A 12,584-nucleotide genomic window follows, 5' to 3' on the forward strand; every position below is an offset into this window, starting at 1 on the left:
TTTCATATCTTAAATCGCCCCACTACCTGGCTTAGCCGCAGCGCCGTGTCTTCTACCGCGTCTCCTTCTTCAGCGCTTTGCCGGGCGTGGTCGGCACTTTGCTTGGCCATGCCGTCGATATTGCTCAGGTTCTGGTTGATGTCGCTGACCACCATCGATTGCTGCTCGGTAGCGGCCGCTATCTGGTCGGCACGGTTACTGACGGTACTGAGCCGCATCTGAATTTGGGCAAAGGCCTGGGTGGCCTCTTCCACCGCCGCCAAGGTGCCGTCTACCTCGATAAGGCCACTTTCCATGGCCTCCACCGTACCTTTCACGCCGCTTTGCAGGCGGGTGATCATCTGCTGGATATTCTGGGTGGACTCCTGGGTGCGCCCGGCAAGGGTGCGCACTTCATCCGCCACCACCGCAAAGCCCCGGCCAGACTCACCGGCCCGGGCCGCTTCAATAGCGGCGTTAAGGGCTAAAAGGTTGGTCTGCTCGGCAATGGAGCCAATCACATCCAGCACCGTGACAATGTTCTGGGCTTCTTTTTCCAAAAGCGATACCGCTTCAGAGGCCTGGGCCATGGTGCTGGATAACGCGCGGGTCTGGCTCACCGATTTACCGGCAAGCTCGGAGCCGTGCTCGGCGTCCAAACTGGCGGCGCGGGCTTCTTTGGCCGAATCGCCGGCGCTTTGCGCCACTTCCTGGATGGAGGCGGTGATTTGTTCGGTGGCGGTCACCAGCTGCTCCAAGGAGCGCACCTGATCGTTAATGACCCCCAAGGTCCGTGAGCCGCTGCCTTTGACCTCCTGGGCATGGCTGCTCATCTCCTTGGCGACCCCGGCCACTTCCTGCATTTGCAGCTGCAACTGGCGCATCAAATCGTTGAAGTGGTGCGCCAGTTGGCCCAGTTCGTCGTTGTTGGTGACCTCAACCCTTGCCGTGAGATCCCCTTCCCCTTCAGCAATATCCTTGATGCGGCGCTGCAAGTGGCCGGTGGTGCGGGCCACGTAGCTTGGAATATAGAGTCCGATGGCAATAAAAATGGCAAGGATCACCGCCGCCGCCCCCCAGAGCATAAAGAGGCGCCGCTCGGCCGCGTCATGGGCGGCCTTGGTGGTGTCCTTGGTGTAGCCGTCGATAAGCTCGGTGCTTTGGTCGAGCAAGGTGCGGATCTTTTCAAATTCTTCGCTCGAATCAAGGCTACTCAAGCTGGTGCGGTTGGCAAGTTGGGCGTCCGAGTGCTTGAGCCACTGCTGGGCGTTGTTGTGAAAGGCGGTGACCAATTGAGTGACCTTGGGCAGCTGCGACTTCTCGGCAGCGGTAGCAGAGCGGGTCATGGCCTGCTGGAAGTTGTGGTCGCGAATGGCAAGGGCTGCTTTGGTGTCTTTACCTTCCATAGACAGCACCATGGCCTCCTGCTGGGCCACCAGCGCCTGGTAAAAATCCCGGTCAGCCTGAATAACGGCATCGATGGCCGGCAGCAGTTTGGCAAGCTCGCTACTGCCCATAATTTCATTGCCATCGCCACTGGCCTTTAGCAGCGCATTGATATGTTCTTCAATCAGTTCGGTGCTTTGGTCCATGTAAAGGCGGATTTTTTCAAAATCATCGGTGGAGTCGATGCTGCTAAGAGACACCTGGGCATTGAGCTTGGCGGTGGCCTTTTGCTGCCAGTCCACCACCTGGCGGCGAAAGTCGCTAACAAGGGCATCGACTTTTGGCAAGGGAGTGAGGTCGGCCGCCAGCTGCGAGCGTTTTAACGCCTGGCCGATATTGTCATTGAGGGTGGCCATGGCCTCGGCGGTGTCCTTGCCTTCCATTTTGCGCACCATGGCCTGCTGGCGGGCCACTAGCGACTGATAAAAATCTCGGTCAGCCTGCAACACCGCATTGACTGCCGGTATCAACCTAACCAAGGTATCGTCATTTTGCTGCTGCAGCGCCTTGGTGCCAAAATGGGCCAGGGCAGTCAGGCTTAAGGTAAGCACCGTCAGCACCAGCAAGGCAATGCGTATTTTATTGCTAAGGGAAAGCGACATAGGAGGCCCCGGTGTGAGTGAACCAGTCATCGGCATCCCGCCTTAAATGACCGAAAAAACAACCACAAACGACACCTTATAGATAGTCAACAATCCTTGACCCGTAAAATGCGCCCCCCAAAAGCCCCCCTCTAGCACCCATAAAAAAGGCCTGCATGATGCAGGCCTTTGGTCATTGGCTTAGAGCCTGAAGCGCCCTACCACCTGGCTTAGGCGCCGCGCGGTTTGTTCCACCGCTTTACCCTCCTGGGCGCTGCTTCTGGCATGCTCGGCGCTTTGCTTGGCCATGCCGTCGATGTTACTCAGGTTCTGGTTGATATCGCTGACCACCATCGATTGCTGCTCGGTGGCCGCCGCTATCTGGTCGGCGCGGTTACTGACGGTGGTGAGCCGCACCTGAATTTGCGCAAAGGCCTGAGTGGCTTCTTCCACCGCTACCAGGGTGCTGTCTACTTCAATAATGCCGCTTTCCATGGCTTCCACCGTGCCTTTCACGCCGCTTTGCAGGCGGGTGATCATCTGCTGGATATTTTGGGTGGACTCCTGGGTACGCCCGGCAAGGGTGCGCACTTCATCCGCCACTACCGCAAAGCCCCGGCCAGACTCCCCAGCCCGGGCCGCTTCAATGGCGGCGTTAAGGGCTAAAAGGTTGGTCTGCTCGGCAATGGAGCCAATCACATCCAGCACGGTAACGATGTTCTGAGCTTCTTTTTCCAAGAGCGACACCGCTTCGGAGGCCTGGGCCATGGTGTTTGACAGCGAACGGGTCTGGTTGACCGATTTACCGGCAAGCTCGGAGCCGTGCTCGGCGTCCATACTGGCGGCGCGGGCTTCTTTGGCTGAGTCGCCAGCGCTTTGCGCCACTTCCTGGATGGAGGCGGTAATTTCTTCAGTGGCGGTGACCAGTTGCTCCAGGGAGCGCACCTGCTCGTTGATGGTCGATAGGGTCATGCCGCCAGCGCTTTCCACTTCCTGGGCATGGCGGTTCATCTCACCGGCCACCTCCGTCACCTCCTGCATCTGTTGATGCAGCTGGCCCATCAGTTTGTTGAAATGCCCGGCCAGTTGGCCCAGCTCATCGTCACTGGTGATCTTGACCCTGGCAGTAAGGTCACCATCGCCCTCGGCGATATCTTTGATACGCCGCTCGATACGGCCGGTGGCGGTGGCTACCGATGCCGGTACCAGCCAACCTATCAGCACAAAGATAACCAAGATAATGCCGCCAGCGACCCACAGGGTTACCAGCCGGCTATTAGCCGCGTTGTGCTCACGGGTCGCAATTTGCTGAATGTGGTTTTCAATCAGCTCGGTGCTTTTATCGAGGTAACGGCGGGCATCTTCAAAGCCGTAGTGATCTTCGATGCTGGCCACGGCTGCCGTCCCTTGCAGCATGGTTTTGGCTTTTTGCTGCCAGCCAGCCACATCTTGGCGAAAGGATTTAATTAACTCGTCCACTTCTGGCAGCGGTGTGAGATCGGCCGCTTTTTGCGAGCGATCCAGCGCCTGCTGGATGTTTTCGTCACGGGTTTTAACGGCGGCGGAGAAATCCTTGCCCTCGGCCTTTCTGACCATGGCGTCACGCTCGGCTACCAGGGCCTGATAAAAGTCGCGGTCGGCCTGCAATACCGCATTGATGGCCGGGAGCAACTCGGTAATGGTGTTGTCGTTCTGCTGCTGGAGCGCCCTTGTACCGAAATGGGCCAAGGTCAGCAGAGAAAGGGTTAATAGGGTCAGCAGCAGCAGCGGCAGGCGAATTTTGTTGGCTAGGGACAACGACATGGCAACATCTCAACAAAACAGGTTATCGGTGTTATCGGCAGGTACAACGAAAACTCAACCGAAACTTTTTCTTTGTATCAGCAGCTTAACGGGCATCGCTCGCCGCTGACACAGCCTTTTGCAATGACGCGCCAAGGCCGTTTGCCAAGGCCAGAGACGTCATCAAAGCGTTTTCAACAAGTCATAAAACTGTCACCCCATTTGGGCAGAATGCTCGCAACTGGCATTGCGATACAGTGTCTGTGCATCTCTGAGACATCCTGATATTTTGGCCCCTGGTACCTTACCCGGGGCTTTTTTCTTTTTGGCCCTTTTTTCAGGAGACACCACAGTGCTGTACACCATTATCAGCGAAGACGTACCCAATTCCTTGCCGCTGCGCAGCAGCGTTCGGCCCGCTCACCTGGCCCGCCTCGAAGCGCTTAAAGCGCAAGGCCGCCTGGTACTGGCCGGCCCCAGCCCGGCCATCGACAGTGAAAACCCCGGCGACGCTGGCTTTACCGGTTCGGTGGTGATTGCCGAATTTGCCAGCCTTGTAGAAGCCCAGGCCTGGGCCGACGCCGACCCTTATGTAGAGGCCGGTGTCTACAGCGCCGTTAAGGTAAAGCCGTTTAAGAAGGTATTGCCCTGATCTCAAACAAAAAACGCAGCCAACTGGCTGCGTTTTTTTTCAGCTGTTCTGTAGCCTCACCAAGAGGCTTGAGGTGTCCCAGCGACTCCCGCCTAAACGCTGCACGTCGGCGTAGAACTGGTCCACCAGGGCGGTGAGCGGCAAGGCGCTGCCGTTTTTGCGCGCCTCACTCAGGGCAATAGCAAGGTCTTTACGCATCCAGTCCACCGCAAAGCCAAAATCGTACTGGGCCTTGTCCATGGTCAGGGCACGGTTCTCCATCTGCCAGCTTTGGGCGGCCCCTTTGGAGATAACCTCTACCACGTCGGCCACGTTGAGCCCGGCTTTTTGAGCAAAGTTGATGCCCTCGGCAAGGCCCTGCACTACCCCGGCGATACAGATCTGGTTGACCATTTTGCAGAGCTGGCCGCTACCGGCATCACCCAGGCGCTTGATTTGCTTGGCGTAGGTGGCAAGTACCGCTTCGGCGCGCTGGTAGACCGCCTCGTCGCCTCCCACCATGATGGTGAGCTGGCCGTTCTCGGCGCCGGCCTGGCCGCCGGAGATGGGGGCATCCAAAAAACCGAGGCCCAAGGCGCCAAGGGCCTGGTTGAGCTCGCGGGCCACGTCGGCGCTGGCGGTGGTGTGGTCCACCAGGATGCTGCCCGGCGCCATGGCGTCTTTGGCCTGGTAGGCCACGGCGCGCACGTCGTCATCATTACCGACGCACATCATCACCAGCTCAGCGCCTTGCACCGCGCCGCTGATGGTGGCGTCAAAACGGCCACCGTGCTGCTTGGCCCATTGCTCGGCCTTGGCGGTAGTACGGTTGTAGACACAAACCTCATAACCGGCGGCCTGCAGATGCCCTGCCATGGGGTAGCCCATGACACCCAATCCCAAAAATGCGACTTTCATTACCACTCCTTAAAAGGACGCTTGGCGCTCACAAGGGGCCTAGCTTGCCACAAGCGGGTCAAGATGTCCGGCCCGGCGCCCTGGGGCGCTCTTTGCTTGCGGCCAAAGACACCGGCGCGGCTTCGCAGCCTGTGGGGCTCATGCTAGACTGGCCCGAGGTTAATTGCATTTTGTTATTAAAATGAAGATGTTACGGGCAGTATTTATCATCGTTGCCTGCCTTTGGGCCGGCAAGGGCCTGGTGGCTTTGCTGCCGGTGCCCATCCCTGGCAGCATCATCGGCATGTTGCTGCTGTTTTTGCTGCTCTCCAGCAAGCTGGTCAAGGCCGACTGGGTGATGCCGTTCAGTGCCCCTCTTATCCGCCACATGACCTTATTGTTCATTCCAGCCGGGGTGGGCCTGATGAATTACCTCGATGTGATTAAGGCTCACGGCCTGGTGCTGGTGGGGGCCTGTTTTTTCTCCACGTTGTTGGTGCTTATCACCATAGGCCGCTGGCATGACCGCCAGGGAGGCCGCCGTGGTGACTGAGTCCTTGCTGTATCTCGTCCTGACCTTGGCCATTTATGCCTTGGTGAGAAAGGCTCAGGCCCGCTTTAAAACGCCGCTGTTAAACCCGGTGCTGATTGGCATTGCGGTATTGGTGCCGCTGCTGGTGGCCCTTAAGGTGCCCTACCAGAGCTACATGCAGGGCGGGCGCTTTATCAACTTCTTTTTAGAGCCGGCGGTGGTGGCCCTCGCCTACCCCTTGTACCAGCAGCTTGATCTTATCCGCGCCCAGTGGAAGGCGCTGCTCAGCACCTGCCTGCTGGGGGTGCTGGTGGCTATGACCTCGGGGCTGGTCATTGCTTGGCTGCTGGGGGCCGACAGACCGGTGCTGCTGTCCATGGCAGCAAAATCGGTGACCACCCCTATCGCCATGGGGGTGAGCGAGCGCATCGGCGGCATTGCCTCCCTGACCGCCGTGTTGGTGCTTTTTGCCGGGGTGACCGGCGCCATCCTCGGCCCTTGGCTGTTGACCCTTTGCAAGGTGAAAAGCCCCCAGGCCCGCGGCCTTGCCATGGGCTGCGCCGCTCACGCCATCGGTACCGCCCGTATTGTTGAAGAAAGCGCCGAAGCAGCGGCCTTTTCCAGCCTGGCCCTGAGCCTGTGCGGCATTATCACCGCCTTTGTGGCACCCTTAGTGGTACCCCTGCTAACGGAATGGATGCTATGAAAGTCGCGGTATTTTCGGCCAAGCCCTACGACCAAGCCTCCCTGGGCGCAGTGCAGTGCCCGCTCACCTGGCATTATCTCGAGCCCAAACTTGATGTGGAGACCGCCAAGCTCGCCCATGGCCACCAGGTGGTGGTGGCGTTCGTTAACGACGATTTGTCCGCCCCGGTGCTGGCCGAGCTAAAGAAGGCTGGGGTAAAAATGGTGGCGCTTCGCTGCGCCGGTTTTAACAACCTCGACCTCGACGCCGCCAACGCCCTTGGCATAAGGGTGGCAAGAGTGCCGGCCTACAGCCCCGAAGCGGTGGCCGAGCACGCTATCGCCCTTATCATGATGCTCAACCGGCGCCTGCACCGGGCGTACAACAGGGTTAGGGAAAACAACTTCAGCCTTGACGGTCTCTTAGGCTTTAACCTGCACGGCAAAACCGCTGCCGTTATCGGTACCGGCGCCATTGGCCTTGCCACCGCCCGCATCCTGGCAGGCTTTGGCTGCACCCTCACCGGCTTTGATGTCAAACCCAACCCAGCCTTTAGCGCCCTTGGCGGCCAGTATCTGGGCTTTGACCAATGCATCGAAGGCGCAGACATCATCAGCCTGCATTGCCCCCTGACCCCAGACACCTACCACCTCATCAACGCCCAGCGCCTGGGCGCCATGAAACGTGGCGTTATGTTGATTAACACCAGCCGCGGTGCTCTACTAGACACCCAGGCGGCCATAGACGCACTCAAATCGGGGCAGTTGGGTTACCTGGGCCTGGATGTGTACGAACAAGAGGGAGACCTGTTTTTTGAGGATCTGTCCAACCGTATCATCCCGGACGATGTATTCCAGCGGCTGCTGACCTTTCCCAATGTGGTGATCACAGGGCACCAAGGGTATTTCACCCAAGAAGCCCTGAGCGCCATTGCCTGCACCACGGTGCAGAACATTGAAGCCTTCGCCAAGGGTGGTCGCAGCGGCAACGAATTGACCAAGGCTTAATGGATGAACAAATCACTGCTGGCGGCTTCATTGCCGCTTTTGCCGTCTGCGATTGAAAAGCAGGCCGCCGCCTGGCTCAGCCAGACCCCTTTTATCGCCCAATTACCCCCCGCCGAAGTGGCAAACTGGTGCGCCCTGACCCACTTGAGCAAAGACGAGCTGATGCTGGCGCTATTGCCCTTGGCCCGCTGCTTTGCCAATGCCCCCATCTCCGAGTTTTATGTGGGCGCCATTGCCGAAGGTGCCAGCGGCACCTGGTATTTTGGCGCCAACCAGGAGTACAGCCCGGCCCCCCTTGGCATGACGGTACACGCCGAGCAATGCGTTATCACCCACGCCCGCCAAAGCGGCGAGCAGCAAATCACCACCCTGGCGGTTAACTACAGCCCCTGTGGCCATTGCCGCCAGTTTATGAGTGAGATGAGTGAAGCGCTGGATTTACGGGTGCTGCTGCCGGGCCGCCCGGCACGGCTGCTGGCTGATTACCTGCCGGACGCCTTTGGCCCCTGGGATCTGGATAAAAGCGAGCGCCTGCTAAAACCGGCGCCCACGGCTTTTACGCAACATTCGCCAGAGCCGCTGATACAAGCCGCCATCGATGCGGCAAGTGCCAGCCACGCCCCTTACACCCAAACCCGGGCCGGGGTGGCCCTTGAGGTGGCCGGGCGCATTGTCACCGGCAGTTACCTTGAAAACGCCGCCTACAACCCCAGTTTGCCGCCCTTGCAGGCCGCACTGGTGATGCTGGCAGTGCAAGGTTTACCCTTAAGCGCCGAGCGCCTGGTACTGGCCGAGCAGCAAGGGAAGGTGTCACTGCTGGCCAGCACCCAGGCCTTGGCCCAGGCTCTTGGGCTGCCAGCCCCCGAGTACATCGCCCTTTAGTCCTGACTGTCTTCCAAGGCTTTTGGCTTGGGCGGCTTTAGCCGCCCCTGCTGATACAAAGCCTGGCGCAGCAGGTATTCAATCTGGGCGTTCAACGAGCGCAGCTCGTCGTCGGCCCAGCCTTGCAAGGCGCTAAGCACTTGGGGATCGATACGCAGCGGATAGGCTTTTTTCGCCATGACTCAGTAAAGGCTACCGGCGTTAACCACCGGCTGGGTGTGGCTTTCACTACAGAGCACCACCAGCAGGTTGGACACCATGGCCGCCCGGCGCTCTTCGTCCAGTTCCACCACCCCTTGCGCCTTTAACTGCTCCAGCGCCAGTTGCACCATGGAAACCGCCCCTTCCACCACCTTGGTACGGGCCGCCACCACCGCAGAGGCCTGTTGGCGGCGCAGCATGGCTGAGGCGATTTCCGGCGCGTAGGCCAAGTGCGAGATACGCGCTTCAATTACCTCTACCCCGGCTTTGTCGAGGCGAGCCTGAATTTCGGCCTTGAGCTGCTCGGCAATGTCCTGGGTGTGGCTGCGAAGGGCCACTTCACCGGTTTCGTGCTGATCGTAGGGGTAGGAGGTGGCGAGGTTACGCACCGCCGCCTCGGACTGAATGGCCACAAAGTCGGTAAAATCGTCCACCTCGAATACCGCGTCGTAGGTGTCTACCACCCGCCACACCACCACGGCGGCAATCTCGATGGGGTTACCGGCTTCGTCGTTGACCTTGAGCTTGTCGCTCTCGAAGTTACGGATACGCAGCGACACCCGCTGCTTGCTGTAAAAGGGGTTGGCCCAGCGCAGGCCAGGGGCCACCACGGTGCCGGTGTAGCTGCCAAAAAGCTGCAACACCTTGGCCTCGTTGGGGGCCACCATAAAAAACCCCAGCAGGCTTACCACCGCGCAAATGCCCACCACGATGGCAACCAGCTTGAAGAATATCCCTGGCGCGGCCGCTACCCCCAACAGTGCCAGCACGATCAATACCGGCAGTACCAGCAACATCAGGTAGCCGGAGGCTACGGTTCTACGTTGTTCTTGCATTCCCTAACCCCTCAAATTGATATCACTATGATATCTAGTTGAGGCTTTCACTTCGGTCAAGTCGTTGTCCCGCCGCCACGGCTTTGGCATCCTTGGCCCATTCACAAGCCAGCGGGCAACCACCATGACCTTACCCTTCGTAATAAAAGCAGGCACCAGCGCCCGGGCAAAACTGCTAAAAGACGGCTTCGAGCCAGCGCAATTCTCCGCCATGCTCGGCGCCTCCGGCGGCCCCAAATGGTTTGTGCTAGCAGGGCTTGACCAACAGCTGGCCAGCGACTTTTTACCCAAAGCCGGCCCTCTTAAATTGCTGGGAAGCTCCGTTGGCGGCTGGCGCATGGCGGCCCATGCCACCGCCGAGCCGGTAGCGGCCATTGAGCGGTTTAGGGATTTTTACCACCACCTTTCCTACGCGGATGGCGCCACCCCGCGACATATCTCCGATTCGAGCCGGGCCATGGTGAAAGCGCTGTTGGGTGATAGCGGTATTGATGAGATCCTCACCAATCGCCAGCGCCAGCTGCACCTGGTGACCGCCGGTTGCCGGGGGCTCCTTAAAAGCGAGCGCAAGGGCCCGCAGATGCTGGGCCTGGGCCTGGCGGCCCTTGGTAACCTCATCAGCCGCAACACCCTTGGCGCCTTTTTTGGGCGCAGCATCTTTCATACTGGTTCCCACAGCCCCTGGCTTGGCCGCGATGCCATTGCCACCGAGTTTGTGGCCCTTGACCGCCACACCCTGCCCCTGGCCCTGGAAGCCACCGGCGCCATTCCCCTGGTACTGGAAGGGGTAAAACTCGCCGCCAGCCGCCATCGCCTGCACCGGGACGGCGGCATCATCGACTACCACTTCGACCTGCCGCTAGACACCGAGGGCCTGGTGCTCTACCCGCACTTTTACGACAAAGCCATTCCCGGCTGGTTTGACAAAGGCCTTAGCTGGCGCAAGCCAAAGCCCGAGCATTACGACAAGGTGGTGATGGTGGCGCCAAGCCCGGCGCTGGTGGCTTCCTTGCCGCATCAAAAGATCAGTGACCGCAAGGATTTTGAGCGTTTTGATGACAAGGCACGCATCGAATATTGGCAACAAGTTATTGATGCCGGTAGGAAAATGGCAGATAGCTTTGCGCAAGCTGTCAAAAACGGACAATGGCAACAAGCTCTGGTTTAAGCTGTGGTATTCTCCCGCACCATAATAATATCGTTACCCTACAAAGCTTAAGGAGACCAGAAAAGGATGCGACGTCCACTGGTAATGGGAAACTGGAAGCTACACGGCACCAAGGCTTCCGTTGAGAAACTGCTGGTCGACCTGATGGCGAGCACCAGCGAGCTTAAAGACGTCGATATCGCCGTCTGCCCTCCTGTCATTTTTATCAATCAAGCCGAGCAGCTGCTGCACGATGCCGCTATCGAGATTGGTGCCCAAAACATCGACGTTAACCGCCAAGGCGCCTTCACCGGTGAAATCGCGGCCGACATGCTGGGCGAGTTCGGTGTCAAATACGTGCTGGTGGGCCACTCCGAGCGCCGCGCCATGCATCACGAAAACGACGATTTGGTGGCCCGCAAGTTCGAGGCCGTCAAGGAAGCGGGGCTCATTCCGGTGCTGTGTGTCGGTGAAACCCAGACCGAGCGCCACAACGGCGAAACCAAAGACGTGATTGGCCACCAAATTCAGGCGGTCATCAAGCGCTGCGGCCGCAAGAGCTTTGAAAATGCGGTGGTGGCTTACGAGCCGGTGTGGGCCATCGGCTCAGGCCAGGCCGCGAGCCCGGTAGACGCTCAAAAAGTGCACCAGTTTATCCGCGAGCTGGTTGCCGCCCAGGACAAAGACAGCAGCGAGGCGCTGCGCATCCTTTACGGCGGCTCGGTCAAAGCCAGCAACGCCCAGGCGCTCTTTTCCATGGACGACGTAGACGGCGCCCTGGTGGGAGGAGCCTCCCTTGATGCCGGCGAGTTTGCCAGCATCATCAAGGCCGCCAAGTAACGCAAACGAACCGCCGCAAGGCGGTTTTTTTATGGCCTCAACCCTTGCCTCGCGGCAGCGGCATGACTAGTATCCTCAGGCTTTTTTGGCTTACAAAAACCGCTTTCCAATAATAAGGAACAGAACATGGCTTCCATCCCGCATATCGACATGAGTCGCTATGACACGGACTTCGACGCTTTCGTTCAGGACATCGGCCAGGGCTATGAGTCCTTCGGCTTTGTGGCCCTGACCGACCACGGCATCGACAGCGACACCATCCATGGTGCCCTGGACATCAGCCGCGAACTTTTTGCCCTGCCGGAACAAACCAAGAAAAAATACTACCTGCAAGGCAAGGGCGGCGCCCGTGGCTACACCCCCTTTGGCACCGAGATCGCCAAAGACGCCAAACATGTCGACTTGAAAGAGTTTTGGCACGTCGGCCGGGAACTGGAAGGCCAAGCGCCCTACCCGCAGCTCACCCCCAATGCCTGGCCCGAAGAAGTGCCGGCCTTCAAGCCGCGCATGGTCGAGCTATACAAGGCTCTGGACGCCCTGGGCAACAAGGTACTGGACGCCCTGGCGGTTTACCTAGACCAACCTCGCGACTACTTTCGCGACAAGGTTAACCTGGGTAACTCCATCCTGCGCCCGCTGCACTACCCGCCCATTATCGACGAGGGCACCCCGTCGGTACGCGCCGCCGCCCACGAAGACATCAACGTGCTGACGTTGCTGGTGGGTTCCCGCGAGCCGGGCCTGGAAGTGCTGGCCAAAGACGGTAGCTGGATTGAAGTGTCCATCATCGAAGGGGCCATCATCTGCAACATCGGCGACATGCTGCAGCGCCTCACCAACTACCGGCTGCCTTCTACCACCCACCGGGTGGTGAACCCGCCGCTGCCCTACAGCGCCAGCTCCCGCTATTCCATTCCGTTCTTCCTGCACTTCAACCCGGACGTCATCATCGACGCCCTTGAAAGCTGCGTTAGTGACGAGAACCCCAAGAAGGACTCGGCCATCAGCGCCGACGATTACCTGATGGAACGGCTGCGGGAAATCGGCCTTATCAAATAAGGTCAACCCTTACAAAAGGCGCCCTCTGGGCGCTTTTTTTATGCAAAAAAAAGCGGCTTCCCGAAGGAAGCCGTAGAGG

The 12,584-nt window shown here is 59.0% G+C and carries 13 protein-coding genes; 8 read left to right on the forward strand and 5 right to left on the reverse strand.

Going from position 1 to position 12,584, the window contains the following annotated elements; genetic code table 11:
* Window positions 1–2: 2 nt before the first annotated feature.
* Window positions 3–2,027: a methyl-accepting chemotaxis protein gene (locus EDC28_RS12610; RefSeq protein WP_170164118.1), complete on the reverse strand. Its 2,025-nt coding sequence runs from the start codon at window positions 2,025–2,027 to the stop codon at window positions 3–5.
* Between the two features lie 180 nt (window positions 2,028–2,207).
* The gene (locus EDC28_RS12615) at window positions 2,208–3,809 is read right to left on the reverse strand and encodes a methyl-accepting chemotaxis protein (protein ID WP_050659436.1); all 1,602 of its coding nucleotides are present in this window, start codon (window positions 3,807–3,809) and stop codon (window positions 2,208–2,210) included.
* Window positions 3,810–4,140: 331 nt separating this feature from the next.
* On the opposite strand from EDC28_RS12615, the gene EDC28_RS12620 reads away from it, so the two are divergent.
* Entirely contained in the window at window positions 4,141–4,440 is a 300-nt protein-coding gene (locus tag EDC28_RS12620; RefSeq protein WP_123421850.1) for a YciI family protein, read from the forward strand.
* A gap of 39 nt (window positions 4,441–4,479) precedes the next feature.
* Here EDC28_RS12620 and EDC28_RS12625 read toward each other — a convergent pair whose 3' ends face one another.
* Window positions 4,480–5,337, reverse strand: a complete 858-nt coding sequence (locus EDC28_RS12625; protein WP_123421851.1) for an NAD(P)-dependent oxidoreductase — start codon at window positions 5,335–5,337, stop codon at window positions 4,480–4,482.
* Window positions 5,338–5,524: 187 nt separating this feature from the next.
* On the opposite strand from EDC28_RS12625, the gene EDC28_RS12630 reads away from it, so the two are divergent.
* From EDC28_RS12630 to cdd, 4 genes are read left to right on the forward strand one after another with little or no spacing between them, the layout of a single operon-like run.
* On the forward strand, window positions 5,525–5,869 hold the full coding sequence (locus EDC28_RS12630) for a CidA/LrgA family protein (RefSeq protein ID WP_244946590.1): 345 nt from the start codon (window positions 5,525–5,527) through the stop codon (window positions 5,867–5,869).
* Window positions 5,838–6,554 (forward strand): CidB/LrgB family autolysis modulator, encoded by a 717-nt coding sequence (locus EDC28_RS12635; RefSeq protein WP_123421853.1) that lies wholly within the window; start codon window positions 5,838–5,840, stop codon window positions 6,552–6,554. The genes EDC28_RS12630 and EDC28_RS12635 overlap by 32 nt, the downstream gene beginning before the upstream one ends.
* A complete protein-coding gene (locus EDC28_RS12640) occupies window positions 6,551–7,540 on the forward strand; it encodes a 2-hydroxyacid dehydrogenase (protein WP_123421854.1) in 990 nt (329 codons plus the stop codon). Before EDC28_RS12635 ends, EDC28_RS12640 begins: the two co-directional genes overlap by 4 nt.
* Before the next feature lie 3 nt (window positions 7,541–7,543).
* The gene (cdd, locus tag EDC28_RS12645; RefSeq protein WP_123421855.1) at window positions 7,544–8,422 is read left to right on the forward strand and encodes a cytidine deaminase; all 879 of its coding nucleotides are present in this window, start codon (window positions 7,544–7,546) and stop codon (window positions 8,420–8,422) included.
* On the opposite strand, the gene EDC28_RS12650 is transcribed toward cdd, so the two are convergent.
* Both EDC28_RS12650 and EDC28_RS12655 read right to left on the reverse strand, forming a co-directional pair.
* Window positions 8,419–8,601 (reverse strand): type II toxin-antitoxin system antitoxin, encoded by a 183-nt coding sequence (locus tag EDC28_RS12650; RefSeq protein ID WP_050659429.1) that lies wholly within the window; start codon window positions 8,599–8,601, stop codon window positions 8,419–8,421. The two genes, cdd and EDC28_RS12650, sit on opposite strands and share 4 nt — an antisense overlap.
* A 3-nt stretch (window positions 8,602–8,604) precedes the next feature.
* Window positions 8,605–9,459: an SPFH domain-containing protein gene (locus EDC28_RS12655; protein ID WP_050659428.1), complete on the reverse strand. Its 855-nt coding sequence runs from the start codon at window positions 9,457–9,459 to the stop codon at window positions 8,605–8,607.
* Between the two features lie 124 nt (window positions 9,460–9,583).
* On the opposite strand from EDC28_RS12655, the gene EDC28_RS12660 reads away from it, so the two are divergent.
* The 3 genes from EDC28_RS12660 to EDC28_RS12670 all read left to right on the forward strand — a co-directional run bounded on the left by EDC28_RS12660 (window position 9,584) and on the right by EDC28_RS12670 (window position 12,505).
* Window positions 9,584–10,627 carry a patatin-like phospholipase family protein gene (locus EDC28_RS12660; RefSeq protein ID WP_148049849.1) on the forward strand — a complete coding sequence of 348 codons (1,044 nt, stop codon included), beginning with the start codon at window positions 9,584–9,586 and terminating at the stop codon, window positions 10,625–10,627.
* 66 nt (window positions 10,628–10,693) lie between these two features.
* Window positions 10,694–11,446 carry a triose-phosphate isomerase gene (gene tpiA, locus EDC28_RS12665; RefSeq protein WP_123421857.1) on the forward strand — a complete coding sequence of 251 codons (753 nt, stop codon included), beginning with the start codon at window positions 10,694–10,696 and terminating at the stop codon, window positions 11,444–11,446.
* A gap of 126 nt (window positions 11,447–11,572) precedes the next feature.
* A complete protein-coding gene (locus EDC28_RS12670; protein WP_123421858.1) occupies window positions 11,573–12,505 on the forward strand; it encodes an isopenicillin N synthase family dioxygenase in 933 nt (310 codons plus the stop codon).
* Window positions 12,506–12,584: the final 79 nt, after the last annotated feature.

It is taken from the genome of Gallaecimonas pentaromativorans (assembly GCF_003751625.1).
Taxonomy (GTDB): Bacteria; Pseudomonadota; Gammaproteobacteria; order Enterobacterales; family Gallaecimonadaceae; genus Gallaecimonas; species Gallaecimonas pentaromativorans.

Coding starts and splice junctions, on each gene's coding strand:
- EDC28_RS12615 (WP_050659436.1), bottom strand. CDS start 3,809: ATGTCGTTGTCCCTAGCCAACAAAATTCGCCTGCCGCTGCTGCTGCTG.
- EDC28_RS12610 (WP_170164118.1), bottom strand. CDS start 2,027: ATGTCGCTTTCCCTTAGCAATAAAATACGCATTGCCTTGCTGGTGCTG.
- EDC28_RS12650 (WP_050659429.1), bottom strand. CDS start 8,601: ATGGCGAAAAAAGCCTATCCGCTGCGTATCGATCCCCAAGTGCTTAGC.
- EDC28_RS12670 (WP_123421858.1), top strand. CDS start 11,573: ATGGCTTCCATCCCGCATATCGACATGAGTCGCTATGACACGGACTTC.
- EDC28_RS12635 (WP_123421853.1), top strand. CDS start 5,838: ATGACCGCCAGGGAGGCCGCCGTGGTGACTGAGTCCTTGCTGTATCTC.
- EDC28_RS12630 (WP_244946590.1), top strand. CDS start 5,525: ATGTTACGGGCAGTATTTATCATCGTTGCCTGCCTTTGGGCCGGCAAG.
- EDC28_RS12660 (WP_148049849.1), top strand. CDS start 9,584: ATGACCTTACCCTTCGTAATAAAAGCAGGCACCAGCGCCCGGGCAAAA.
- tpiA (WP_123421857.1), top strand. CDS start 10,694: ATGCGACGTCCACTGGTAATGGGAAACTGGAAGCTACACGGCACCAAG.
- EDC28_RS12655 (WP_050659428.1), bottom strand. CDS start 9,459: ATGCAAGAACAACGTAGAACCGTAGCCTCCGGCTACCTGATGTTGCTG.
- EDC28_RS12640 (WP_123421854.1), top strand. CDS start 6,551: ATGAAAGTCGCGGTATTTTCGGCCAAGCCCTACGACCAAGCCTCCCTG.
- cdd (WP_123421855.1), top strand. CDS start 7,544: ATGAACAAATCACTGCTGGCGGCTTCATTGCCGCTTTTGCCGTCTGCG.
- EDC28_RS12625 (WP_123421851.1), bottom strand. CDS start 5,337: ATGAAAGTCGCATTTTTGGGATTGGGTGTCATGGGCTACCCCATGGCA.